The organism is Amycolatopsis sp. NPDC102389 (assembly GCF_044765885.1).
In the GTDB taxonomy this organism is placed as follows: domain Bacteria; phylum Actinomycetota; class Actinomycetes; order Mycobacteriales; family Pseudonocardiaceae; genus Amycolatopsis.
On sequence record NZ_JBIWKX010000037.1, the window covers coordinates 18,153 to 43,099 of the forward strand.

Sequence of the window (24,947 nt, forward strand, 5' to 3'; positions counted from 1 at the left end):
AAGGTAGTGAAGGAGGCCTTCACGGACCTGCCCGCGCCAGGAAAGGTCCTTTCCTGGCGCGCGGAGGTGTGGCCAGGCGGTCGTGAGCTCAGACGCTCGACAGATCGATGGCCTCGTCGATCTCCTTCGGCATCAGCACTCGCAGAATGCCCTCCAGCAGGTAGTAGTCGCCGTACGGCAACGAAATCTCGACGCCGTCCTCGGACGGCCGGTTGCGCGTTCCCCGTGCCATGATCGCCTCGGCGCGCGTGGATTTCGTGGTCAGGCACGTGTCGCACAGCGCGGTGAGGATCCGGATCGCCGCTTCGCGGTACTGCGGCCGGTTCGCGACCTTCGCCAGGTCGAGCAGGCCGCACGCCATCACGGCGCCGGCGGAGGAATCCTTGATGTCGTGCGGCGCCTGCGGTGCGAGGTAGTCCCACACCGGCACGTTGTCCGGGGTGAGGGCGCGCAGCGCGAAGTCGGCCAGGCGCTGCGCGGTCCGCAGGAACAGCGGGTGGCCGGAACGCCGGTACATCGTGGTGAATCCGTAGATCGCCCAGGCCTGGCCGCGGGACCAGCAGGACGTCGGGCTGTAGCCCTGCACGGTGTTCGGCCCGATCTCGGCGCCGGTGTCCGGGTCGAAATCGAACACGTGCGGGGTCGAACCGTCCGGGCGCAGGAAGACCCGCTCGGTCGTCTTCGCGTGTGAGACGGCGATGTCGAGGTACTTCCGGTCCCCGGTCTGCTCGCTCGCGAAGGTCAGCAGATCCAGGTTCATCATCGTGTCGACGATGACCCGGCCCGCGTTGCCCGGGGTGCCGAGCGCGCCCCACGCCCGGATGAACTTCCCTTTTTCGTTGTAGCGCTGGATGAGCGACGCGGCGGCGTTGAGCGCGCCGGTGCGCCACTTCTCGTCACCGGTGAGCCGCCAGCCGGTCACCCACGACGGATAGAACAGGAATCCGAGATCGTGGTCCCGCGTCTCGTGCTGGCGCGGCGCGAGCTTTTCCGCCGACGTCATGGCGAGGGTGCGGAATCGCGGATCACCGCTGTAGATCGAGGCGAGCCACAAAGTGCCCGGCCAGAATCCGCCGATCCAGCCGCCGTTCTGCGAATAGGTCCATTTCTCGAATCGGGTGATCTCCGGAAAGGCCGTGACGCCGGGTGCGACGGCTCGCAGCTTGGTCACCGCGTAGTCGGCCGTTCGGCGGAAAGTCCTTAGCCCGTCGGCTTCTTCCCCGGCCGCGCCGGCGGCAGGGGTGATCGTCGTCGCCGCGACGGCGGCACCGGCTGCGGTGGTCAACAGGGTTCGCCGGGAAACGCTCACGATGCCCGCCATTCGTCAGTGGGAATGCGTCACGGGAGTTTCGCACGACGATTACGGACTTGTGAAGACCATTCATGGTTGTGAATAACTGTGCCGATCAAAGGAACAAAAGCGAAGGCCCGGCGTTATGGGGTACGCCGGGCCTTCGCGCTCAGGGGGTCACGAGCACTTGGGTGCCACCGGCAGGTCCGAGCCGGTCTGCAGGTAGGTGTCGGAGATGTAGTGCCCCGGGCCGATCCGGTCCCAGATGTTGCTGGTGCCGAACTTGCCGGTGACGGTCTCGCCCTCGACGTAGCATTCGATGTTGACCTTCGCGTAGTTCGCCGCGAGGCCCTTGATCGCCGCGCTGGTGCTCGCGGAGGCCCGGACGTTCATCGGGTCGCCCGCCGTGCTGACGACGCCGGTCGGGCCGGAGCCGGTCCACAGGTAGGAGACGTTGACCCAGCCGTTGTCCGTCATCTTCAGGCCGTCCCAGAAGGTGCCGTCCGCGAGGTCGATCCCCGCCGGGTTGGCCACCCTGCGACCGAACTCGTCCTTGCCGCCGTTGTAGCCGTCCTGGTACGCGGCCTGCGCCTCGGGCTTGCCCTGCGGCAGGTTCTTCCACATCTGGCGGGTGGCCGACGGGTTCCAGTAGTCGTCCTTGGTGTTCCACGGGCCGACGTCCCACACCGGCGCGTATTCGCAGCGGGTGTTGTCGGTGCGGCAGATGCGCACGGTGTAGTTGCCGGTGTTCTTCGGCGCCAGGCCGCGGCCCGAGGGGAGGGCGACGAAGTGGTCGCGGGACTTGATCACGTGCCCGTTGGCGGTGGTGCCGCCCACGAGGCCTTCGCGGGTGCCGTAGACCTTGTACGTCAGCGGGGCGGCGGCCGCGCCGATCGCGTTCACCTGCGGGCTGAGATCACCCTGGAGGGTGACGTCGCTGACCTTCGCGGTCACGCCGTCGGTCACCGTGCGCAGTCCGATGCGGACCTGGACCGTGGAGACCGAAGCGGACAGCTGGGCGGCGCCGCCTTCGGTGGGCGTCCACTCGGTCCAGTCCTGGGAGGTGAGCTTGCCGCGGACGTCGACCTCGACCTCGGTGCCCTTCGGCGCGTCGGCGGTCACCTGGGCGGTGACACGGTTGACCGGCTTCCCGAGCTGCTGCTCGGCCAGCACCAGGTAGCCCTGGCTGCCGATGGAGTCGGGTTTTCTGTGCCAGGCGGCGTTTTCCAGGCTGAGCACGCCGCCGTCGCTGCGGACGTTGACGTCGTCGCCGTCCACAGTGGACAGGTCGGCGCGCCAGCTTCCTTCGGGCGCCGCGTTCGCGGGGCTGGCGGCCAAGGCGGTGACCGCCCCCGCGGCCAGCACGGCCGCCATCACCCGGCGGGCCTTCACGGTCCGGACCATTCCGGTCTCCCTTCGAGCACTCTCGGTTGCTATGAAGGGAGCTTCGCCGGGACCTGTACACGATCGATACAAACGCGAATCGGCACCTGATCGCGGTGGGTGAACCCGTGATCAGGTGCCGAAAGACGGAAAGGTCAGGCGCTCGCGGAGTCGTCGTAGGACGCTTCGGCCGACTCCTGAAGGCGCGAAGCGAGGGCGGATTCCTGTGGCCGCGCGGAGAGTTCCCGCCACAGGGCCAGCGCGCGTTCCGAATAGGTCCGTGACCGCTCGGGCTGGCTCAGCGCCTCGTGCAGTTCCCCGAGCAACTGCGACACCTCGGCCTCGGAGCGGCGGTCTCCGTTGCGCCGGTGCACGCTCAGCGAATTGACCAGCAGCAGTTGCGCGTGCGCCAGGTCGCCGCTGTGCAGGTACAGCTCGCCGAGATTTTGGTTGGCGTAGCCGACGCAGTGGTCGTCGCCGAGTTCGTTGAAGATCGCGATGGCGCGGTCGACTTGCTCCCGCGCGCTCGCCAGGTTGCCCTGATGCTGCCGGAGCATCGCGAGCCGCTTCAACGCGTGCGCCTCGCGATGCCGGTCTCCGATCCGGGCGGACTGTTCGAGCGCTTCGGTGAACCAGCGTTCCGCTTCGGCGAACCGGCGCCGCGCCAGCCACACCGCGCCGATCGCGATCCGCGAGACGGCCTCGCCGTGCGGATCGCCGGCCGCCGAGAACTGGTCGAGCGCCGCGTGACAGTGTTCCAGCGCGACCGTGTCCTCACCCTTGATCCGCAGCACGGTGCCGAGCCCGGCCAGCGCGATCGCCGCGCCTCGCGCGTCGCCGACCTTGTCGAACAGGAGTTGCGACTGCTCGAACGCGACGAGGGCTTCGGCGTAACTGTCCTGGTACAGCTGGATCTGCCCGAGGTTGCGCTGGATGATCGCCTCGCCGCGGATCTCGCCGGACCGGCGGGCGGCGGCCAGCGCGACGGCGTGCGTGTGCAGCCAGTCGTCCTGGTGACCGCGCTGGTCGAAATACGGCGCCAGCGCGGCGGCGAGACGCCAGGCCAGCGCGTCGAAGCCGAGGTCGGCGGCCAGCGAGACGGCGGCGACACAGGTGTGCCGTTCGGCGGCGAACCACGCGGCCGGATCCTCGATGAGGTGGGCGGTCCCCCGGGGGAGAGCGGGCTGGGCCGCGGTGTCGTCCCGGTAGAGGCCGAAGAAGTGGATCGGCATCCGATCCGCGGCCTCGACCGCGAGCGCGAGATAGCCCTCCAGCACCCGTTTCGTGGCGTCGTGCGCCTTCGCCGGGACGTCCTGCGCGCGGAGTTCGAGGGCGTAACACCGCAGCAGGTCGTGCAGGCGGTAGCGAGGCTCGCCGGTGGTGTCCGAGCCGCCGAGTTCGACCAGATGGGCGTCCACCAGCACATCGAGGACGTCGTCCCCGTGCTCGCGGCCGAGCAGGGCCGCGACCACCCAGCCGGGGAACTGGACCGAGCCGAGCCCGCCGAGGCCGCGGAACGCCGTCGCCGCCGACATGGGCAGGAGGTCGTAGCTGAGCGTGACACTGGCGCGGACGGCGAGATCGCCGACGCGGAGTTCGTCCAATCTTCGTCTTTCGTCCCGCAGCCGGTCCGCCAGCACGCGCAGCGTCCAGCCGGGCCGATGGGTCAGCTTCGCCCCGGCGACCCGGATCGCCAGCGGCAGGTACCCGCAGTGACGCAGGATCGCGGCCGCGGACTCCGGCTCCGCGGCGACCCTCTCGGTACCGACGATGCCTTCGAGCAGCTTCGCGGCCTCGGCTTCGGGCAGGAGCTCGACGTCGACCGGGGTGGCCCCGGCCAGATCCGGCAGCCGGATCCGGCTGGTGATCAGCACCGCGCAGGAGCCGGCGCCGGGCAGCAGCGGGCGGACCTGCGCCGCGCTGCCGGCGTCGTCGAGGACGACGCACATCCGCAGGGTCGTCAGCCGGGACCGCAGCAGCGCCGCGCGTTCGGGAAGATCGCGCGGCAGACCCGCGTCGGGGACGCCCAGCGCGCGGAGCAGCTCGGCGAGCACGGTCATCGGGGGCCGGGGCGAGGACGACGTCCCGGCGAGGTCGACGTGCAGCTGGCCGTCCGGGAACTCGTCCCGGACCGCGTGCGCCACCCGGATCGCGACGGAGGACTTGCCGATCCCCGGCGCCCCGGAAAGCACCGCGATCGCCGGTTTTCCCTGCTCACGGCGCTCGCGGAAGAGGCCGACGAGTTCGGCGACCACGTCGTCGCGGCCGGTGAAATCGGGCAGGTCCAGCGGAAGTTGGCAGACCGGCGCCATCGGTCGGGCGAGGGCGGCGGCCACCGGGTCCGAGCTCACCCGCGGTGCCACGATCAGCGAGGCCCGCAGCTCCCTCAGCCGCGGGCCCGGTTCGGTGCCGAGTTCGTCGGCCAGCACCTTCTCGGCCGTTTCGTAGGCCTCGATCGCGTCGGTCGTGCGCCCGTCGGCCCGCAACGCGACGATCAGCTGCTGCCAGAGCTCCTCGCGCAGCGGATGCTCGGTGACCAGGCCGCGCAGTTCGGCGACGGCTTCGGCGGTCCGGCCGAGTTCGATCCTCGCCCGCAGCCGCTGTTCCTGGACCGCCAGCCGCAATTCCGACAGGCGGGCCACCGTCGCGCCCCAGCCGTGGTCGTGGGGGAGGCCTTCGAGTACTTCGCCGCGCCACAGTGCTTCGGCTTGATCCAGCAGGTCGAGAGCTGATTCGGCTTCGCCGCGGCTGAGCGCGTCCTGCGCGCGGGCGGCCAGCTCGCCGAAGCGGATGTGGTCGATCTCTTCGGGCGTGGCCTTGAGGATGTATCCGGACGCCCGGCTCCCGATGCGTTCCCCGAGCCCGGGGTCGTGGTCGGCGAGGCGTTTGCGGAGTGAATGGACGTAGGTGCGGATGTTCGCGGCCGCCGAACGGGGAGCCGACGAAGGCCACAGGACCTCGATCAGCAGTTCGGTGGAGACGACGACGTTGGGCTGGAGCAGGAGAGCCGCCAGAAGCAGACGTGGTTTGGGGCCGCCGAGCGGCACCACCTGCCCGTCCACCGCCACTTCGAGCGGACCGAGAACGCGAAACCCGAGAATAGTCACCTAAACCGCCAATACGGCAGGAGCCCCATATCCGCCGATAATATTGCCGTCCCGCCATGGTTGGCTAGATCCATTCGCATGCATGTGCAGACGGCCGTCCGGTTTGTACGTGATGTGTACGACGCCCCTCGACGCTGAAGCCATGAAGCGTTCAAGTGTCCGGCGGCTCGCCGGTTTCTTTCTCGTGCTGGTGACGGCGGGCGCCTTGGGCCTCGCCGGAGCCACTCCCGCACTGGCCGCGGCCACCGGGACCGTGAAGACGGCGGGTGACCCGCTGAACGTCCGCCGCGCCCCGAGCACCACCTCGACGGCGGTGCGCACGGTGGCCAACGGCGCCACGGTGACCATCGACTGCCAGACGATCGGGACCTCGGTCGCCGGCCCGCTGGGGACCACGACGTTGTGGGACTACGTTCCCGCGCTCGGCGGTTACATCTCGGACGGCTACGTCTACACCGGATCCGATCAGCGGATCGCACCCGACTGCGGAGTCGGTTCCGGCAGCGCCGAATGTTCCACCGGCGTCTGCGCGGGTGAGGGGCAGTTCCGTTCATCGGATGCTCATTTCCTCGTCTACGACAAGGACGCCGACGGCAAGTCCGCCGTGGTCGCCTACTGGCTGAAGGGCGGCGCGGGCCCGTTCTACGTCTGGGCCTCCGGTGGCAACGGCACCCACGTCGACAAGGCCGTGCCGGTCGCGAAGGGATCTTGGGTCTATTACAAGGTCTGCGTCGCCAACGCCGCCGCCAATCCGACGCTCGAAGCCTGCAGTGGCGGCATCACCGATTACGCCGCGTGAAATCCCTCCCCGTTCTTTCCCCACTTCGAAAGGTTGAATTTTCATGGGCCAGGTGAATCGGCGGGCGGTACTCCTCGGTGGAGCCGCGGCGGTTTCGGCGGCGGCGATATCGTCGACGGTGCCTTCGTGGGCGAACGCCAGAACGCTGGCGGCGGCGCCCGCCATCCATGATCCGTTCCAGCTCGGTGTCGCCTCGGGCGACCCGCTGCCGGACAGCGTCGTCCTGTGGACGCGGCTCGCTCCCGCCCCGCTGAACCCCGACGGTTTCGGCGGAATGCCGGACGCTTCGTACACAGTGGACTGGGAAATCGCGAACGACCAGGCGTTCTCCTCGGTCGTCCAGAGCGGCAACGCGACCGCGACCCGCGCCTCCGGGCACAGCGTGCACATCGAGCCGGTCGGGCTCCAGCCGGGCCGCGAGTACTTCTACCGGTTCAAGACCAGCGGCTACATCTCGCCGGTCGGCCGGACCCGGACCGCACCCGCGGCCGGTGCCGCGGTGAATCAGCTGAAGTACTGCTTCTCCTCCTGCCAGCACTGGGAGGAAGGCTGGTACCACTCGTACAAGGGCATGCTCGCCGACAACCCGGAACTGGTGCTGTTCCTCGGCGACTACATGTACGAGCGGAAGTCCGGCCGCGCCGCCGCCGAGCTGAACCCGCGCAGACTGGCCTTCAGCGAGGACGTGACGACCCTCGCCCAGTACCGCGCCCGGCACGCCCAGCACAAGACCGACGCCGACCTGCAGAACGCGCACGCGATGGCGCCGTGGATCGTGGTCTTCGACGACCACGAGGTGATGAACAACTGGAACGGCACCACCAGTCCCGCGACGGCCGAGCGCAAGGCCGCCGGCTTCCAGGCGTTCTACGAGAACATGCCGATCCGGTCCACCGCCAAGCCGAGCGGCTCGACGATCCGGCTGTACCGGCAGTTCGCGTGGGGGAACCTCGCCCGGTTCCACATGCTCGACACCCGTCAGTACCGCAACGCGCAGGTGCCCGACCCGTCCGGTTCGGCGGGACCGGCGTGCACGGACATGCGGTCGACGTCGCGCAGCATTCTCGGCACCACGCAAGAAGCGTGGCTGCTGAAGGCGCTGGAGACGGCTCCGGCGAAGTGGGACTTCCTCGGCCAGCAGGTCTTCTTCGCCACCCGTGACGGCGACGGCAACAAGGCGACGTGTGAGAGCCCCGACTCCTGGCAGGGTTACGAGGCCTCGCGCGACCGGATCGCCAAGGGCATCGTGGACCGCAAGGTGCCGAACCCGATCGTGCTGACCGGCGACGTCCACCGGCACTGGGCGGCCGATCTGCGCCGCGACTACTTCAACCACAGCGACCCGGTGTTCGGTTCGGAACTCGTGACGACTTCGGTCACGAGCAACAGCGACACCGCGACCGACCCGTCGTCGACGTGGCTCTCGAACAACCCGCACATCAAGTACTGCCGGGGAAAGCGCGGCTATGTCCGGGTGACGGCGTCGCAAACGCAGATGCGGGCGGATTTCATGACGGTTTCGAACACCACGGAGTACGACTTCTCGAAGGTGACCCTGGCGGCGGACCGGTCCTACGTCGTCGAGGCGGGGAAGCCGGGGCTGCAGCGGGTCTAGTGGGCTGAAAGCGTCCTTCACCTCGTCTGACGCGGTGAAGGACGCTTTCGTCGCATCTGATGCGGTGAAGGGCGCTTTCAGCCCACCACCGCATCGGGTCAGGAGAGCAGGTCCACCAGCGCGTCGCCGCGGGGAGTCCGGACCACGAGCACGACTTGACCCTCGCGGTGCCGCTGGATCAAACCCGCCGAAACGAGCTGTTCGCAGTGGTAGGTCGCGGTGCTCGCGGCGCAGGAGAGCAGATTCGCGATCTCGCCCATCCGGGCGGGCTTTCCCAAGTGCCGCAACAGTTTCGCGCGATGGGCGCCGACCACCAGGTCGAGCCCGTCGACCCCGGGGGCCGGTTCGGGCCTGCCGTTGTCGAGCAGGCCGTCGAGCCCCGGCAGCGGGTAGCCGATCCAGATGGCGTCCTCTTCGTCGAAGTTGGACACCACCGAGCGGCTGCCCGCGAGCATCGGGACGAGGATCAGCTTGCGGCCGCGGGTGGTGTACCGCGCCGGTTCGGCGTCGGGCAGCAGAAGACAGCCGTTGCTGAACCGGAAATGGGGCCGCAGCAGGCCGAGTACCGCGTCGGTCCCGCCGCGGACGGAGGCGACACCGATGCGTTCGATCTCGCGGTCGAGCAGGGGACGGGCCTTGGTCCAGAGCTTCTCGGTCGCCAGCCTGGTCGCGATGAAGGCGTCCGCGAGCGAGGCGACCCAGCGTCTCGGATGGTCGGCGGCCTGCCGCCACTGCGCGGGCAGCCGGTCGCCGAAGACCTCTTCGAGGCCTTTCAGGACGTCGGCTTCCGGCAGTTCGCGCAGCATTTCCGCCTGGGCGGCGGCGGAAGAGTCCTCACCGGGACTGATCGGGACGATGAAGTCCGGCTGCACCGAGGTGCCGCGGCGGGCGAGCGCGCTCGCCGCGCGGTATCCCTGCTCGGGGATCGCCGAGCCCACCTGACGACGCCAGGCGGCGGGCAGGCCGCGGTCGTACCCCCCGACGACCTCGACGAGCATCGAAACCAGTGAGATATGCGGGGAAACGGTCACACCGACCGGGATCGTGGCGGTGTCACCGAGTTCGAGCCGGGTATAAGAAGCCGGGGGCGGCGTCTCGCGCATCCGGTCGTCCCTCCTGGGAGTGGGCGTCGCAGCACGCGATGTTAGCGCCTCCCGTCAATACCCGGCACCCGCCCGGAAAACGGCCGAAGGGCGCTTTCCCCAGGTCGGAAGCGGGGAAGGCGCCCTTCGGCCGGTGCGGCGACCTCAGTGGGCGAGTTGCTCATTCATGATGAGGAACGCGCCGAGACCGTGGAAATCGTTGGTGTTGCGTTTACGCGCGTAGTAATACGCCGTGTCGCCGACATTCGTGCCCTCGGAAATATTCGCGATATCGGTCAATCCGTCGGGACCGGTCGAAACCTGGGACAAGACGCCGCGGTGGCCCTTCGCGGCCACAGGTCCGTACTCCGGGCCGACGTAGCCGCGTTCCACCGCGCGGGAGAGCAGGAACGTGTACATCGCCGAAGCCGAGGTCTCCAGCCAGTTGTCCTTGTCGCCGCCCCGGTCGACGACCTGGAACCAGCGGCCGGAAGCCCGGTCCTGCCAGCGGGTGTAGCCGGCCGCGAGGAACTTGACGACGTCGACGAGGCGCCGGCGTCGCGGATGGTCGCGGGGGAGGATTTCGAGGAGGTCGATCGCCGTCATCCCGAGCCAGCCGATCGCCCGGCCCCAGTGGTGTTTCGAATGCCGTCCGGGGCCCGAAGCCCACGCTTCCGAGCCGTCTTCGTCGTAGGCGTGGTACAGCAGGCCCTTGGCGGGTTCTTTGAGGTGGTCGAAGTAAACGCTGACGTTCTTCGCGGCCTCTTCGTAGCAGTACGCGGCATCTCCGAAGGTCTTGCCGTACAGGGCGAGGAACGGCTGCGCCATGTACACGCCGTCCGCCCACAGCTGCCCGACCTTGCTCGTGGCGTGGAACATCCCGCCGTCGGACGTCCGGGGATAGGACGGGAAACGGCCGCGCAGCTGCTCCGCCGCGGTCTTGTACTTCGCCTGCCCGGTTTCGGTGTACAGCAAGGGGAACATCTGCCCTGAGCGCATCGCGTCCAGGTTGGTGAAACCGTTCGAGATCCCGCTTTCGGTGACGAACCGGTCGTACCAGGCGAGGATGTAGTCGAGGTAGGACTTCTCGCCGGTGCGCCGGTACACCAGGTACTGGCCGTAGAGGTAGAGGCCGCGCGTGTAGCCCCAGCCGCCGAGGGTGGCCGGGGTGAACCGCTTCATCGTCGAGTCGACGATCGCCCGCGACCAGTCCACCGGGGCCGCGGCGGCCACACCGGGCAGGGTGAGCGCGCCGAGGGCGCCCGCGGTTCCCGCCAGTACGGTGCGCCGCGAAAGCCGGGCCGCGCGAAGAGGATCCGGTGACATTCGAGGTCCTTCCTGCGCCGGTAAACCGGGGGAGTGAGTGGCCGGGATGCCGATCCGCCGTCCGTCGCCATCCCGGCTGAACAACGTCTACCGGGGTCTTCGCCGACGAGTCAAGAGAGATCCGATCTCTTACGTCATATATCAGATACGCCACCCGAATGGGCGCTCCCGGTCCCCGGGACGGTCCCGCTGGGCGGCACTCTCCGGTGTGGCGTCCGCTCGCTTACGATCGGTGCGTGAACGAGCTGACCTTCCGCGGGCGCCGCGTCGTCCGGGACCGTGCCCTGGTCATGGCGATCGTCAACCGGACCCCCGATTCCTTCTACGACAAGGGTGCGACCTTCTCGGATCCGGACGCCCTCGCCGCCGTCGCCGGGGCCGTGGCGGACGGCGCCGACATCGTGGACATCGGCGGGGTCAAAGCCGGCCCCGGCGCGGACGTCGATGTCGAGGAAGAGATCCGACGGGTGGTCCCGTTCGTCGAGCGGATCCGCGAACTGCACCCCGACCTGGTGATCAGCGTCGACACCTGGCGCCACGAAGTGGGCAGGCGCGCGGCGGAGGCGGGCGCGGACCTGATCAACGACACCTGGGCGGGAGCCGATCCGAAACTGGCCGAAGTCGCCGCGGAGTTCGGCACCGGCTACGTCTGCTCGCACACCGGGAACGCCGTCCCGCGCACCCGCCCGTTCCGGGTGCGATACCCGGACATCGTCGCGGACGTCGTCGAGGAGACGACGGCCCACGCCGAAGCCGTCGTGGCGCTCGGTGTCCCGCGTGAAGGGGTGCTGATCGACCCGACGCACGACTTCGGCAAGAACACGTGGCACAGCCTGGCGCTGCTGCGGCACGCGCGGGAGCTGGCGGACACCGGCTGGCCCGTGCTGATGGCACTGTCCAATAAGGACTTCGTCGGGGAGACGCTCGGCGTGGAACTCGCGGATCGCGTCGATGGCACCCTCGCCGCGACCGCCTGGGCGGTGGCCGAAGGGGCGAAGGTGTTCCGGGTTCACGAAGTGCGGCGCACGCGGCAGGTACTGGAGATGGTCGCGTCGATCCAGGGGGTGCGGCCGCCCGCGCGCGCGATCCGCGGGCTCGCCTAGCCGTCCAGCGGGATGACGGCCGAAACCGTGGTGCCCGAACCGGGTTCGCTCGCGACGGTCAGTTCGCCGCCGAGCGCGCGGACCCGGTCACGAAGGCCGTGCAGCCCGGAGCCGCCGTCGATATCGGCCGTGCCGGTTCCGTCGTCGTGGACGTCCACCCGCAGGCCGTCCGCCTCGACGCGGATGCGTACCCGGACCTGCTGGGCCCGCGCGTGTTTCAAGGCATTGGTGACCGCTTCCGAGACGACGAAGTAGGCCGTCGCCTCGACAGCGCCGCTCAGCCGGGGCACGTCCGCCCCCGCGAGGTCGACGGCGATCGGCACCCGGTCCAGCAGCGACCGCACCGCGGGGATCAGCCCGGCCTCGGTGAGGATCGGCGGCCGGAGCCCGCGCGCGAGTTCGCGCAGTTCGGTGACGGTGGCCTGCAATTCGTCGATCGTGCCGCTCAGCAGGGTCGCGACGGCGGGGGTGAGGTCGTCCCCGAGCCGTCGTTCCGCCATCCGCAGCAGCAGCACGACACTGACCAGGCGTTGCTGTGCCCCGTCGTGCAGGTCCCGCTCGACCCGCCTGCGCTCGTCGTCCGCGGCGGCGACGATGCGGGCGCGGGAGGCCTGGACCTCGACGAGACGCTCCTCCAGTTCCGCGGCCAGCCGCTGGTTGTCCAGCACCAGTCCGGCCGCGGCGTTGAGCGCGTCGATCGACCGGCTGTCCTTCCACACCTCGTCGTCCTGCACGAGCGCGGCCAGCCCGGAGCCGTCGCGTTCCAGCAGGAGCCGGATCATCTCCGCGTTGCCGACCCGCGCCCGCAGCACCCCGATCAGGAACGTCAGCGGCCACAGGCAGAACGAGATCCGGTAGACGTCCAGCAGCGGTTCGGAGAACGGGTGCCCGGAGCCGAGCGCGCTGCCGACCGTCGTGCTCACCGCGCCGACCACGGCGATCGCGAGGACGGGGGAGAGCAGCCGCCGCTGCGGAAGCCGTCCGGTGAGCCAGCGGTAGAGCAGCACCACCACGACCCCGCCGCCGATCAGCGCGCCGACCAGCTCCAGCAGCCGTTTGACCAGCTGTTCGGCCTCCGGCGACGCGGCGACCGCGGCGAGGTTCTTCGGATCGTCGTTGACCAGCAGGCCGAGAACGGCCGACCCGAACACCACGGCGTACGCGGAGAAGGCGAGCGCTCGTTCCCAGCGTGACCCGAGTCTCCCGTGGGGGAAGGCAAGCACGAGATGTGCGATCACCGGGCTGGACGCGGCCGCCAGCGCCAGTCCGACGGTGTGCGTGACGGCGTCACCGGCGAATTGCAGATCCTCGGCGAACAACGCGAGCCCGGCCAGCGCGATGAGCAGGCCGATGGGATTCGAGGCCCGGCGCACGTGCGCGACGGCGCCGGCGAGGAGGAAGAGGAACCCCGTCGTGGCCGAGAGGGTGATGTCGAGCACGGAGTGCGTGCCGTCGGCGATCTTGAGCGTCGACGCGACGACGCCCATGCCGATCCCGGCGGTCAGCACGCCCGCCATCGCGACGGTCCGAGGGTGCGTCACCACTAAGCGTGATTCGCCCGTTCGGCCTGAACCGTTACACCGGTCTTGAAATGTGGAACAGCAGTTCCGCCAGGTGTCAAGGATTCTCAGCATCTTTCCCGTCATTCGGATGGCGATGCAGGCACGTGGGTGAACATGCGACTCTCGCGCCACCACCCGAGCCGAGTCGTATCCTCCGAAAGGCGACCTCCCGTGCGCACCCACCACAAAGCCCGTTCGCTGGCCGCGGCCTTCGCCGCCCTGACTCTGGCCAGTGGGATCGCGGGGTGTTCACGCGCGGACAGCGGCGCCGCTCCGGCGGAGCAGAAGAGCCAGGGTGCCGCGGCCGAAGTGCGCGTCGGGTACTTCCCCAACGTGACGCACGCCCCGGCGCTCATCGGGGCCAAGAACGGCTTCTTCGCCAAGGAACTCGGCTCGACGAAGCTCACCACGCAGACGTTCAACGCCGGCCCCGAAGAGGTCAACGCGCTGCTCGGCAACTCGCTCGACGTAGCCTTCATCGGCTCCGGGCCCGCGATCAACGCCTTCACCAAGTCCAAGGGCGCCATCCAGCTGGTCTCCGGCGCGGTCACCGGCGGCGCGCAGCTGGTCGTGAAGCCCGAGATCGCCGCGCCCGAGCAGCTCACCGGCAAGAACATCGCGACGCCGTCGCTGGCGAACACCCAGGACGTCGCGCTCAAGAAGTTCGTCGCCGAGAAAAAGCTGGCCGACGTCAAGGTCACCAACCTCGACAACCCGAAGACGTTCGACGCCTTCAAGAAGGGCGAACTCGACGGCGGCTGGCTGCCGGAGCCGTGGTCGTCGCGGCTCGTGCTGGACGCGGGCGCGAAGGTCCTCGTGGACGAGAAGAACCTGTGGCCGGAAGGCAAGTTCCCGACCACGGTCGTGATCGTCCGCAGCGAGTTCCTGCAGCAGCACCCGGAGACCGTCACCGCCATCCTCAAGGGTGAACTCGCCGCGATCGACTGGGCGAAGACCAACCCCGCCGAGGCGAAGAAGGTGGTCAACGGAGAACTCAAGGCGCTCGCGGGCAGCACACTGAGCGAGGCCGTGCTCGACCGCGCGTTCTCCGGCATCGAACTCGGCATCGACCCGGTGGCGTCGACCTTCACCCAGCTCGCGCAGGACTCGGTGACCGCGGGCGTGGTGAAGTCCGCGGTGGACCTCAAGGGGTTCGCCGATTTCGGCCCGCTCAACGCCGTGCTCGAAGAGCAGGGCAAGCCCGGCGTGAACGCGCCCGGGCTGACGAAGTGACCGGAGGGGATCAGCGATGACGACCACCTTGGAGCCCGGCCTGTCCACCGGTGTCGCCGTGCGCCTCGACGGGGTCCGGAAGGCGTTCGGGCCGACCGGCCGCGCCGTCGTGGCCCTCGACGGGATGGACCTGACGGTCGCCCCCGGCGAGTTCGTCTGTCTCCTCGGCGCCTCCGGCTGTGGCAAGAGCACGCTGCTGAACCTGGTCGCCGGTCTCGACCGGCCGACGTCGGGCTCGATCACCCTCGAGACCTCCCGGCCCGCGGTCATGTTCCAGGAAGCCGCGCTGATGCCGTGGCTGACCGCGGCCCGCAACGTGGAACTGCCGCTGCGGCTCGCCGGTTTCGGCCGGGCCGAGCGCCGCGAGAAGGCGGCCGAACTGCTCGAACTCGTCCGCCTCGGCGGCGCGGGCGACAAGCGGCCGCACGAGCTGTCCGGCGGGATGCGGCAGCGCGTCGCGCTCGCCAGGGCCCTGGCCGCGACCCTGCGCGTCGGCGGTGACCCGGAGCAGTCGCTGCTGCTGATGGACGAGCCGTTCGCCGCGCTCGACGCCATCACCCGCGACGTCCTGCAGGGTGAACTGCTGCGCGTCTACCGCAGCACCGGCACCTCGGTGCTGTTCGTGACCCACGACGTCCGCGAAGCCGTCCGGCTGGGCCAGCGGGTCGTGCTGCTTTCGTCGCGGCCCGGCCGGGTCGTGCGGGAATGGCGCGACGTGCAGGCTTCCGACGCCGAAGAGCTCACCTTGGAGATCACCGGCCATCTCCGGGAGGTGATCAGTACCCATGCCGCGGCTTGACCGCCCCGAAACAGCGGCGGACGAAGCCGTCGGAGCGGGCCTCGACTCGCTCGACACCCCCACCGGGGAACGCCGGGAAAGCCGGGGAAAGCGGTTCCTGCGCGGCTTCGTGCCGCCGGTGGTCTTCCTGGCGTTGCTGATCGCGCTGTGGCAGGCCTTGTGGGCGGCCGCGTTCTGGCCGGAGGCCATGCTCCCGTCGCCGCTCGCGGTGTGGGACGAACTCGTCGGCATCACCGTCGACGGTGAGATCTTCGAATTCGTCTGGACGTCGGTGCACCGGGCCGCGCTGGGCTTCCTGATCGGCGTGGTCATCGGGACCCCGCTCGGGCTGCTGGTGGCGAAGGTCCGGATCGTGCGCGCCGCGGTCGGGCCGTTTCTGACCGGGCTGCAAAGCCTTCCGTCGGTCGCCTGGGTGCCGGCGGCGATCCTGTGGTTCGGGCTGAACGACGCTTCGATCTACTTCGTGGTGCTGCTGGGTTCGGTGCCTTCGATCGCGAACGGTCTAGTCTCGGGCATCGACCAGATCCCACCGATCCTGCCGCGCGTCGGACAGGTGATGGGGGCGAACCGGCTTTCGTCGGCGCGGCACATCCTGCTGCCCGCCGCGTTGCCCGGTTTCCTGGCCGGGCTCAAGCAGGGGTGGGCGTTTTCGTGGCGTTCGCTGATGGCCGCCGAATTGATCGCGCTGTCGCCGGCGCTGGGCAAGGGCCTCGGCGCGTACCTCAACGAGGGCTCGTCGTTCAACAGCATGGAAGGCGTGATCTCGGCGATCTTCCTGATCCTGCTGGTCGGCGTCGGCATCGAGCTGCTGGTGTTCCGCCCGCTCGAACGGTCGGTCCTGCGGGCACGGGGGCTGACGGCCTCGCTTTAGCGTTCACCTTCCGGAGGTGGCAAACCTACGACACCGTAAGTTACGGTGTCGTAGGTAGGCGTTTTCCGTTGTCCCGGAAGGACGAGACGCATGGCGGTCCCCGAAACCACCCGGCTGATGCTCGAGCTCGAGGGGACGGTCGAGGAGAACCTCAACCGGCATCTCTCGGTCGCCAAGGAATGGATGCCGCACGAGTACGTGCCGTGGGACGAGGGCCGGAACTTCGCCGACCTCGGCGGCGAGGCGTGGGATCCCGAGCAGTCGCGGGTGTCGCCGATCGCGCGGACGTCCCTGGAGGTCAACCTCCTCACCGAGGACAACCTGCCGAGCTACCACCGCGAGATCGAGCGCGCCTTCGGCCGCGACGGCGCGTGGGGCACCTGGGTGCACCGCTGGACGGCGGAGGAGGGCCGCCACGGCATCTGCATCCGCGACTATCTGCTGGTGACGCGCGCGGTCGATCCGGTCGAGCTGGAGCGCATGCGGATGCAGACCATGGAGGCCGGCTACGACAGCGGCGACAAGCCGCTGCTGAACGTCTTCGCGTACGTGTCGTTCCAGGAGCTGGCGACCCGGATCTCACACCGCAACACCGGGAAGTACACGCAGGATCCGCTGTGCGAGAAGCTGCTCGCGCGGGTCGCGATGGACGAGAACCTGCACATGCTCTTCTACCGGAACCTGGTGCAGGCGTCGCTGGAGCTTTCCCCCGACGCGATGATGCGCGCCATCACCGACGAGGTCGTCCGGTTCGCGATGCCGGGCGCGGTGATCCCGAGCTTCGTGCGGAAGGCCGCGTTGATCGCGAAGGCGGGCATCTACGACCTGCGGATCCACCACGACGAGGTGATCTGGCCGTTGCTGCGCCAGTGGAAGATCTTCGAGCTCGAAGGGCTCGGCGAGGTGGGGGAGAAGGCGCGGGACGAACTCGACCAGTTCCTGAAGGCCCTCGATACGCAAGCTTCGCGCTTCGAAGAGCGTCGCGCGGCCGCTGAAGCCCGCGCCGCCGCCCGACACGCGTGATCCGCCCCCGATCACGCGAGTTACGCCCCCAATCACGCGAGTTACGCACTCGAACACGCGAGTTACGCCTCCAAGCACGCTGAGTCGGGCCGGCCGTGCTGGGACGGAAGGCGTAACTCGCGTGACTAGAGGCGTAACTCGCGTGTTCAGAGGCGTAACTCGCGTGAAGGAAGCCGGAGAGGCTAGCGCGAGCGGCGCGAGCCGGCCCGGGTCCCCGAGGAGAACGCGGCGGCACCGCCGCGACGGGCCGGAGCACCGCCGGACTGGTTCCGCGAGGACTGCGACTTGGCGGCACCGGAACCGCGGCGCGGCTGCGACTCGGCGGAACCGCGACGGGCCTGGCCGCCACCCTTGGGCGCGCCTTCGCGACGTCCGGTGCTTTCGGCCGCGCGACGGCCTTGACCAGCGGAAGCGCCGCGACGGTCGCCCTCGGAGCGAGGCTGGCGCGAACGCCCGTCGGAAGAGCCGCTGCGACGGCCGCCACCGGAAGCGCCACGGCCGCCGGCGGAGGGGCCTCGGCCGCGTCCACCGCGGCCGCCACGTCCACCACTCGCCGGACGGTCTTCGTCTTCGCCCTTGCCCGGGATGGCTTCACCGCTGGCACTGACCCGCTTCGGCCGCGTGTCCACGATCGGCCGCCGCGGCGACGCGGTGAACGAACGCTCACCGGGCGCCAGCTCCGACAGCAGCGGGTGGCCGGGGCCGAGCTGCGTCGTGGTCGGCTTGATACCCGCCTTGCGGGTGAGGTCGCGAACGTCGCCGACCTGAGCGTCGGTCATCAGCGTGACGACGGTGCCGGACGCCCCGGCCCGCGCGGTCCGGCCGGACCGGTGCAGGTACGCCTTGTGCTCGACCGGCGGGTCGGCGTGGATGACCAGCGTGACGTCGTCGACGTGGATACCGCGAGCGGCGATGTCGGTCGCGACCAGCGTCTTCGCCGCGCCCGACGCGAACGCCTCCAGGTTGCGCGTCCGCGCGGTCTGGCCGAGGTTGCCGTGCAGCTCGACCGCCGGCACGCCGGAGGCCATGAGCTTGCGCGTCAGCTGCTTGGCGCGGTGCTTCGTGCGGGTGAAGACCAGCGTGCGGCCCGGGGCGGCGGTGAGGTCGATCAGCACCGGCAACCGGTGGGTCTCCTCCAGGTGCAGCACGTGGTGCTTCATGGTCGAGACCGGCGACTGGGCCGAGTCGACGCTGTGCGTCACCGGGTCGTGCATGAAGCGCTTGACCAGCACGTCGACGCCCGCGTCGAGGGTCGCGGAGAACAGCAGCCGCTGCCCGCGCTCCGGGGTCTCGGCCATGATGCGCCGGACGTCGGGCAGGAAGCCGAGGTCGGCCATGTGGTCGGCCTCGTCCAGCACGGTGATCTCGACGTGGTCGAGCTTCGCCTCGCCCGAACGCATGTGGTCGGCGAGCCTGCCGGGGCAGGCGACGACGATGTCGACTCCGTCACGCAGCCGGGTGATCTGCGGGTTGGGGCTGACGCCACCGAAGATCGTGGTGACCTTGAGGCCGAGCGGCTTGGCCAGCGGCAGGAACGACGCCTCGATCTGGGTCGCCAGCTCGCGGGTCGGCGCCAGGACCAGCGCGCGCGGGCGGCCGGGGCGGCGCCGGGTCGGGCCGTCGGCGAGCCGGGCGAGGACGGGCAGCACGAAGCCGTAGGTCTTGCCGGAGCCGGTGCGGCCGCGGCCGAGGACGTCGCGGCCGGCCAGCGAATGCGGCAGCGTGGCGGCCTGGATCGGGAACGGGCTGGTGACGCCCTGCTCGGCGAGCGAGTCCACGAGGGTCTTGGGCAGGCCGAGTTCGGTGAAAGTAGGTGTGCTCATAAGCGTGTGGGCGCGGGGCGCCCTGGTATCTCCGTAAGGATAGAAAGGGTTGTCCTGCCCGGCGCAGACCTCGGGGGCCGCGGCGCGTGGTCTTCGACAACGAAACGCGGCCCGAGGCAGAACTGAGCGGACCGCAAGCCCAGTGTACTGGGTCGTGATCTCCCCGGCTACGTGATATCGCCCGCACCGGCCCGCCGATGTTCGTCGGTTCGGACAAGCCGCGCGCGGCGTCGCGGTGAAACGTTGGCCTGACCGGACGAAAGGGGACACGGGTGTCGGACGTTCAGGAACTACAAGGGGTGCTCGACGAGGAGGCGCGTCGCGCGAGCGTCCCCGGAGCCGTGGTGGGGGTGACGTACCGGGGCATGGAGTCGGTGTTCGCCACCGGAGTGTCCAGTGTGGACACCGGGCTCCCGGTCGATCCCGGCACGTTGTTCATGATCGGCTCCACCAGCAAGACCTTCGCCGCGGCCGCCGTGCTGACGCTGGTCGAAGACGGCGTGCTGGACCTGGACAGGCCGGTCGTCGAGTACCTCCCCGAGCTCCCGCTGGCGGATCCGGTGGCACGGAAGACGGTGACCCTGCGCCATCTGCTCACGCATTCCGCCGGGTTCCTCGGCGACGTGGACTTCACCACCGGGTGGGGTGACGACGCGCTGGCCCTCGCGATCGCGAAGTTCGGCGACCTGCCGCAGAACTTCGCCCCCGGCGAGGTCTTCTCCTACTGCAACGCCGGGTTCCAGCTGGCCGGGCGGGTCGTCGAGGTGGGGGCGGGCGAACCCTTCGAGGACGTCGTCCGCACCCGGCTGCTCGAACCGCTCGGCATGACCGAGTCGTATTACCTGCCGTGGGAAGTGCTCACCCGCCGTCACGCCGTCGGGCATGTGCTGCGTGACGGCGAACCGGCCGTCGAACACACCGTGGGCTTGACCCGCGCGGACAGCGCGAGCGGCGGGCTGTGGTCGACGGCGGGCGACCAGCTGAAGTGGGCGCGGTTCTTCCTGACCGGCGAGGCCGAGGGCGAGCCGCCGATCAGCGAAGCCACCCGTGACCTCATGCGCGCGCCGCAGCGCAGGGCCGCGCTGCGGTTCGAGGAGGTCGGGCTGAGCTGGCTGCACACGACGCACGGCGCGGCCCGGCTGGTCCGGCACGGCGGCAACGTGAGCAACCTGCAGCTGTCGGAGTTCGTGACCGTGCCGGAGGAGGATTTCGCCGTCACGGTGCTGACCAACAGCGCGGGCGGGTCCGCGCTGGGCGCCGAGATCGTCGATTGGTGCCTGGAGCACCTGGTCGGGCTGCCTCCGCTCGCGAGCCCGCAGCCGGTGCCCCAGCCGGACCTCGCCGAGTACCTGGGTCACTACCGGACCGGTGACCTGACGTTCGTGATCAGCGACCGGGACGGTGTGCTCTGGGCCCAGCTCGTCGCCGAGATCGAGGACTTCCCGTCGCCGCCGCCGTTCGAAGCCGTTTTCGTCGGCGCGGACGCGATCGCGCCGGCCGCGGACACCCGCAAACCCACCGGACGCTTCCTGCGGAACGACCACGGGGAGGTGACTTCGATCGAGTTCGGTGGCCGGACGGCGAAGCGAGGCGCTACGGTTACCGGGTAGTAACTTCGGCTGACCAGGAGTGACCATGAGCGAAAAGGCGACCGCGTTGTTGCTGAACCCGGGTGGGTACGACCCCCAGCAGTTCGACCCGGAGACGCGTCGCCTGTTGCGTGCCACCATCGAGTGGTTCGAACAGCGTGGCAAGCGCAAGCTCGTCGAGGACTACCACGACCGGACCTTCTACGCGGACTTCATCGAGTTCGCGGGCAAGGAAGGCCTGTTCTCGACGTTCCTCACTCCCGGCGCCAACGCCGACGGGAATCCCGACAAGCGCTGGGACACCGCGCGGGTCGCTGCCCTCTCGGAAATCCTCGGTTTCTATGGGCTGAATTATTGGTATCCCTGGCAGGTCACGATCTTGGGCCTCGGCCCGGTGTGGCAGAGCGCGAACGAGGCCGCCCGCAAACGCGCGGCGGACTCGCTCGCGGCCGGCGGCGTCGCCGCGTTCGGACTGTCCGAAAAGGAGCACGGGGCCGACATCTACTCGTCGGACCTCGTGCTCACCCCGGACGGCGAGGGCGGTTACCGCGCGAACGGGTCGAAGTACTACATCGGCAACGGGAACTGCGCGCGGACCGTGTCGGTGTTCGGCCGTATCGACGGTGTCGAGGGCCCGGACCAGTACGTCTTCTTCTACGCGGACTCGGAACACCCGAACTACCGCGTGGTGAAGAACGTCGTGCCGTCGCAGATGTACGTCGCCGAGTTCGAGCTCAACGACTACCCGGTGTCCGAAGAGGACATTCTGCACGTCGGCGCCGACGCGTTCTCCGCGGCGCTGAACACGGTCAACATCGGCAAGTTCAACCTGTGCTTCGGCGGCATCGGCATGTCGACGCACTCGCTGTACGAGGCGATCACGCACGCGCACAACCGGGTGCTCTACGGCAAGAAGGTCACCGATTTCCCGCACGTGCGCCGGGAATTCGTCGAGGCGTACGCGCGGCTCGTCGCGATGAAGCTGTTCTCCGACCGCGCCGTGGACTACTTCCGCAGCGCGAACGCGGACGACCGCCGGTACCTGCTGTTCAACCCGATCACCAAGATGAAGGTGACCACCGAGGCGCAGAAGGTCATCGGCCTGGTCGCGGATGTGGTGGCGGCCAAGGGTTTCGAGGCCGACACCTATCTCGCGATGTCCAAGAACGACATCGACGGCCTGCCGAAACTGGAAGGCACGGTGGCGGTGAACCTCGCGCTGATCGCGAAGTTCGTGCCCGCGTACCTGTTCGCGCCGCAGGCCTACGAGCCGGTACCGACCCGGTCCGACGCGGCCGACGACGAGTTCCTGTTCCGCCAGGGCCCCGCGCGCGGCCTGTCGAAGGTGCGGTTCCACGACTGGCGTGAGGCCTACGCCAAGGCGTCCGCGATCCCGAACGTCGCGCGGTTCACCGAGCAGGCCGAGGCGCTGGTGAAGCTGTTCACCGACGCGGCCCCGGACGAGGCGCAGCAGCAGGACATCGACTTCGGCCTCGCGCTGACCGAGCTGTTCACGCTGGTCGTCTACGGGCAGCTGGTGCTGGAGCAGGCGGAGATCACCGGGATCGAGACCGAGGTCGTCGACCAGATCTTCGCCATCCTGGTGCAGGACTTCAGCCTCACCGCGATCGATCTGCACGGGAAGTCGTCCTCGACCGAGGCACAGCAGGCGCTCGCGCTGGCTTCGATCCGGAAGCCGGTCGTCGACGCGGCCCGCTTCGACCACGTGTGGTCCCTCGTCCGGGACCTCTCCGGCGCCTACGCGATGAACCCGTAAAGATCCGTGAAGGCCTCCTTCCCTACCCTCAAGGTAGGGAAGGAGGCCTTCACGGACTTCTGAGTCCTACTTGCCGAAACCGGCCTTCCGGAGCGCGTCCGCCATGGCGCCGCCGCCACCGGAGTTGCCGCCGCGGTCCCGGCCGCCGCCGCGACCGCCCTGGCCGCCACGCTGACCGCCGCCTTGACGCTGACCGCCCTGGCCGCGGTCGCGACCGCCACCGCCACCGCCCTGCTCGCGAGCAGGCTTGCCGGGTTCGTCGTCGAGGCGCAGGGTCAGCGAGATCCGCTTGCGCGGCACGTCGACCTCCAGCACCTTCACCTTGACGATGTCGCCCGGTTTCACGACCTCACGCGGGTCCTTGACGAAGTTCTTCGACAACGCCGAGACGTGCGCGAGCCCGTCCTGGTGCACGCCGACGTCGATGAACGCGCCGAACGCGGCCACGTTCGTCACGACACCTTCCAGCCGCATGCCCGGCTTGAGGTCGCCGATCTTCTCGACGCCGTCGGCGAAGGTCGCGGTCTTGAACGCCGGACGCGGGTCGCGGCCCGGCTTTTCGAGTTCGGCGAGGATGTCGGTCACCGTCGGGAGACCGAAGGTTTCGTCGACGAACTCCGTGGGCTTCAGCGCCTGCAAGGTCCGCGCGTTGCCGATCAGCGAGCGGATGTCCGTGCCGGTCGAGGACAGGATCCGCCGCACCACCGGGTAGGCCTCGGGGTGCACCGAGGACGAGTCGAGCGGGTCGTCGCCGTCCGGGATCCGGAGGAAGCCCGCGCACTGCTCGAACGCCTTGGGGCCGAGCCGCGCGACCTCCTTGAGCCCGCTGCGCGTCTTGAACGGCCCGTTCTCGTCACGGTGTGCGACGATGTTCTCCGCCAGCGTCGTCGTGATACCCGAAACGCGGGTCAGCAGCGGCGCCGACGCGGTGTTGACGTCCACGCCGACGGCGTTCACACAGTCCTCGACCACCGCGTCGAGTGACCGCGACAGCGAGATCTCCGACAGGTCGTGCTGGTACTGCCCGACGCCGATCGACTTCGGGTCGATCTTCACCAGTTCCGCCAGCGGGTCCTGCAGCCGTCGCGCGATCGAGACCGCGCCGCGCAGCGAGACGTCCATGCCGGGCAGTTCCTGCGAAGCGAACGCCGACGCCGAGTAGACCGACGCGCCCGCCTCCGAAACGACGGCCTTGGTCAGCTTGAGTTCCGGGTGCTTCTTGATCAGCTCACCGGCCAGCTTGTCGGTTTCGCGCGACGCGGTGCCGTTGCCGATCGAGATCAGGTCCACCTTGTGCCGGGCGCACAGCGCGGCGAGTTCGGCGATGGACTGGTCCCACTTGTTCGCGGGCTGGTGCGGGTAGATCACGTGGGTGCCGACGACCTTGCCGGTGGCGTCGACGACGGCGACCTTGACGCCGGTGCGGAAACCCGGGTCGAGGCCCATCGTGGCGCGGGTGCCGGCCGGGGCGGCGAGCAGCAGGTCGCGCAGGTTCGCGGCGAACACGCGGACGGCGTCGTCCTCGGCCGACTGGCGCAGCCGCATCCGCAGGTCGATGCCCAGGTGCAGCAGGATCTTCGTGCGCCACGCCCAGCGGACGGTGTCACCGAGCCACTTGTCGGCCGGGCGGCCTTCGTTGGAGATGCCGAACTTGTGCGCGATGCGGTTCTCGTACTCGGTCGGCCCGGTCCTCGGCTCTTCCGAAGGCTCCTCGGACTCCATCGTGAGGTCGAGGATCTCCTCCTTCTCACCGCGGAACATCGCGAGGATCCGGTGCGAGGGAAGCTTGGTGTAGGGCTCGGAGAAGTCGAAGTAGTCGGAGAACTTCGCGCCCTCTTCGGCCTTGCCGTCGCGGACCTTCGAGGCCAGGCGACCTTCCGCCCACATCTTCTCGCGCAGTTCGCCGATCAGGTCGGCGTCCTCGGCGAAGCGCTCGACGAGGATCGCGCGGGCGCCGTCCAGCGCGGCCTGCGCGTCCGCCACACCCTTGTCGGCGTCGACGAACACCGCGGCCGCGGCCTGCGGGTCGGTGTTCGGGTCGCTCAGCAGCCCGTCGGCGAGCGGCTCCAGACCGGCCTCGCGGGCGATCATCGCCTTCGTCCGCCGCTTGGGCTTGTACGGCAGGTAGATGTCCTCGAGGCGGGACTTGGTGTCGGCCGCCATGATCGACGCTTCGAGCGCCTCGTCCAGCTTGCCCTGGCTGCGGATCGACTCCAGCACCGCGACCTTGCGCTCGCCGAGTTCCCGCAGGTAACGGAGGCGTTCTTCGAGGGTGCGGAGCTGGGTGTCGTCCAGCATCCCGGTGACCTCTTTGCGGTACCGGGCGATGAACGGCACGGTCGATCCGCCGTCCAGCAGGTCGACGGCCGCCTTGACCTGCCCTTCGCGCACACCGAGTTCTTCGGCGATCTTCTGCTCGACTGTCTGCAGGCCCTGCACGCTCACTCCCACGCTCCTGAATCCGCCCTCGGGTGCTCTCGGACCCTGCATTCTGCCGCTCGCGCCGAGCCGACTTTCGTATGGCCTCCCCTAACCGAACCCTTGACAGTTGTATTGGTCTGTAC

General features: G+C 69.2%; 17 protein-coding genes. 9 read left to right on the plus strand and 8 right to left on the minus strand.

All coding sequences use genetic code 11. From position 1 onward, the window contains the following. Positions 1-88: 88 nt before the first annotated feature. From ACIRGA_RS27310 to ACIRGA_RS27320, 3 genes are all read right to left on the minus strand, one after another. Positions 89-1,309 carry a glycoside hydrolase family 88 protein gene (locus tag ACIRGA_RS27310; protein WP_400946000.1) on the minus strand — a complete coding sequence of 407 codons (1,221 nt, stop codon included), beginning with the start codon at positions 1,307-1,309 and terminating at the stop codon, positions 89-91. Positions 1,310-1,468: 159 nt separating this feature from the next. Then, entirely contained in the window at positions 1,469-2,695 is a 1,227-nt protein-coding gene (locus ACIRGA_RS27315) for a hypothetical protein (protein WP_400945888.1), read from the minus strand. A 134-nt stretch (positions 2,696-2,829) separates the two neighbouring features. Beyond that, a complete protein-coding gene (locus tag ACIRGA_RS27320) occupies positions 2,830-5,781 on the minus strand; it encodes a BTAD domain-containing putative transcriptional regulator (RefSeq protein WP_400945890.1) in 2,952 nt (983 codons plus the stop codon). Between the two features lie 142 nt (positions 5,782-5,923). Here ACIRGA_RS27320 and ACIRGA_RS27325 point away from each other — a divergent pair, with 142 nt between their 5' ends. Both ACIRGA_RS27325 and ACIRGA_RS27330 read left to right on the plus strand, forming a co-directional pair. Then, positions 5,924-6,580 (plus strand): hypothetical protein, encoded by a 657-nt coding sequence (locus tag ACIRGA_RS27325; RefSeq protein WP_400945892.1) that lies wholly within the window; start codon positions 5,924-5,926, stop codon positions 6,578-6,580. Positions 6,581-6,623: 43 nt separating this feature from the next. After that, entirely contained in the window at positions 6,624-8,195 is a 1,572-nt protein-coding gene (locus tag ACIRGA_RS27330; protein WP_400945894.1) for an alkaline phosphatase D family protein, read from the plus strand. 98 nt (positions 8,196-8,293) lie between these two features. Here the strand turns inward: ACIRGA_RS27330 and ACIRGA_RS27335 are convergent, their stop codons facing one another. Further along, a complete protein-coding gene (locus ACIRGA_RS27335; protein ID WP_400945897.1) occupies positions 8,294-9,298 on the minus strand; it encodes a winged helix-turn-helix domain-containing protein in 1,005 nt (334 codons plus the stop codon). A 144-nt stretch (positions 9,299-9,442) separates the two neighbouring features. Continuing rightward, a complete protein-coding gene (locus tag ACIRGA_RS27340) occupies positions 9,443-10,603 on the minus strand; it encodes a glycoside hydrolase family 105 protein (RefSeq protein ID WP_400945899.1) in 1,161 nt (386 codons plus the stop codon). Between the two features lie 236 nt (positions 10,604-10,839). On the opposite strand from ACIRGA_RS27340, the gene folP reads away from it, so the two are divergent. After that, positions 10,840-11,706, plus strand: a complete 867-nt coding sequence (gene folP / locus ACIRGA_RS27345; protein WP_400945902.1) for a dihydropteroate synthase — start codon at positions 10,840-10,842, stop codon at positions 11,704-11,706. Here folP and ACIRGA_RS27350 read toward each other — a convergent pair. Beyond that, on the minus strand, positions 11,703-13,223 hold the full coding sequence (locus ACIRGA_RS27350) for a sensor histidine kinase (protein ID WP_400946002.1): 1,521 nt from the start codon (positions 13,221-13,223) through the stop codon (positions 11,703-11,705). The genes folP and ACIRGA_RS27350 overlap by 4 nt on opposite strands. Positions 13,224-13,439: 216 nt before the next feature. On the opposite strand from ACIRGA_RS27350, the gene ACIRGA_RS27355 reads away from it, so the two are divergent. The 4 genes from ACIRGA_RS27355 (at position 13,440) to ACIRGA_RS27370 (ending at position 17,194) form a co-directional block, all read left to right on the plus strand. Then, positions 13,440-14,501: an ABC transporter substrate-binding protein gene (locus ACIRGA_RS27355; RefSeq protein WP_400945905.1), complete on the plus strand. Its 1,062-nt coding sequence runs from the start codon at positions 13,440-13,442 to the stop codon at positions 14,499-14,501. 16 nt (positions 14,502-14,517) lie between these two features. Next, positions 14,518-15,300 (plus strand): ABC transporter ATP-binding protein, encoded by a 783-nt coding sequence (locus ACIRGA_RS27360; protein ID WP_340685061.1) that lies wholly within the window; start codon positions 14,518-14,520, stop codon positions 15,298-15,300. Beyond that, entirely contained in the window at positions 15,287-16,171 is an 885-nt protein-coding gene (locus ACIRGA_RS27365; RefSeq protein WP_400945908.1) for an ABC transporter permease, read from the plus strand. Before ACIRGA_RS27360 ends, ACIRGA_RS27365 begins: the two co-directional genes overlap by 14 nt. Before the next feature lie 90 nt (positions 16,172-16,261). After that, on the plus strand, positions 16,262-17,194 hold the full coding sequence (locus tag ACIRGA_RS27370) for an acyl-ACP desaturase (protein ID WP_400945910.1): 933 nt from the start codon (positions 16,262-16,264) through the stop codon (positions 17,192-17,194). A gap of 182 nt (positions 17,195-17,376) precedes the next feature. On the opposite strand, the gene ACIRGA_RS27375 is transcribed toward ACIRGA_RS27370, so the two are convergent. Next, complete coding sequence (locus tag ACIRGA_RS27375) at positions 17,377-19,017, minus strand: DEAD/DEAH box helicase (RefSeq protein WP_400945912.1); 1,641 nt, start codon at positions 19,015-19,017, stop codon at positions 17,377-17,379. A 272-nt stretch (positions 19,018-19,289) separates the two neighbouring features. Here ACIRGA_RS27375 and ACIRGA_RS27380 point away from each other — a divergent pair, with 272 nt between their 5' ends. Further along, positions 19,290-20,627, plus strand: coding sequence for a serine hydrolase domain-containing protein (locus ACIRGA_RS27380; RefSeq protein WP_400945914.1), 1,338 nt, complete (start codon positions 19,290-19,292; stop codon positions 20,625-20,627). A 25-nt stretch (positions 20,628-20,652) separates the two neighbouring features. Next, complete coding sequence (locus ACIRGA_RS27385) at positions 20,653-22,383, plus strand: acyl-CoA dehydrogenase (protein WP_400945917.1); 1,731 nt, start codon at positions 20,653-20,655, stop codon at positions 22,381-22,383. A gap of 66 nt (positions 22,384-22,449) precedes the next feature. On the opposite strand, the gene ACIRGA_RS27390 is transcribed toward ACIRGA_RS27385, so the two are convergent. Next, positions 22,450-24,828: a Tex family protein gene (locus ACIRGA_RS27390; protein WP_400945919.1), complete on the minus strand. Its 2,379-nt coding sequence runs from the start codon at positions 24,826-24,828 to the stop codon at positions 22,450-22,452. Between the last annotated feature and the right edge of the window lie 119 nt (positions 24,829-24,947).

Bases quoted from the DNA above. Each gene is read 5' to 3' on its own strand.
- ACIRGA_RS27375 (WP_400945912.1), bottom strand. From the start codon at position 19,017: ATGAGCACACCTACTTTCACCGAACTCGGCCTGCCCAAGACCCTCGTG.
- ACIRGA_RS27340 (WP_400945899.1), bottom strand. From the start codon at position 10,603: ATGTCACCGGATCCTCTTCGCGCGGCCCGGCTTTCGCGGCGCACCGTA.
- ACIRGA_RS27385 (WP_400945917.1), top strand. From the start codon at position 20,653: ATGAGCGAAAAGGCGACCGCGTTGTTGCTGAACCCGGGTGGGTACGAC.
- ACIRGA_RS27365 (WP_400945908.1), top strand. From the start codon at position 15,287: ATGCCGCGGCTTGACCGCCCCGAAACAGCGGCGGACGAAGCCGTCGGA.
- ACIRGA_RS27360 (WP_340685061.1), top strand. From the start codon at position 14,518: ATGACGACCACCTTGGAGCCCGGCCTGTCCACCGGTGTCGCCGTGCGC.
- ACIRGA_RS27335 (WP_400945897.1), bottom strand. From the start codon at position 9,298: ATGCGCGAGACGCCGCCCCCGGCTTCTTATACCCGGCTCGAACTCGGT.
- ACIRGA_RS27315 (WP_400945888.1), bottom strand. From the start codon at position 2,695: ATGGTCCGGACCGTGAAGGCCCGCCGGGTGATGGCGGCCGTGCTGGCC.
- ACIRGA_RS27350 (WP_400946002.1), bottom strand. From the start codon at position 13,223: ATGGCGGGCGTGCTGACCGCCGGGATCGGCATGGGCGTCGTCGCGTCG.
- ACIRGA_RS27330 (WP_400945894.1), top strand. From the start codon at position 6,624: ATGGGCCAGGTGAATCGGCGGGCGGTACTCCTCGGTGGAGCCGCGGCG.
- ACIRGA_RS27325 (WP_400945892.1), top strand. From the start codon at position 5,924: ATGAAGCGTTCAAGTGTCCGGCGGCTCGCCGGTTTCTTTCTCGTGCTG.
- ACIRGA_RS27370 (WP_400945910.1), top strand. From the start codon at position 16,262: ATGGCGGTCCCCGAAACCACCCGGCTGATGCTCGAGCTCGAGGGGACG.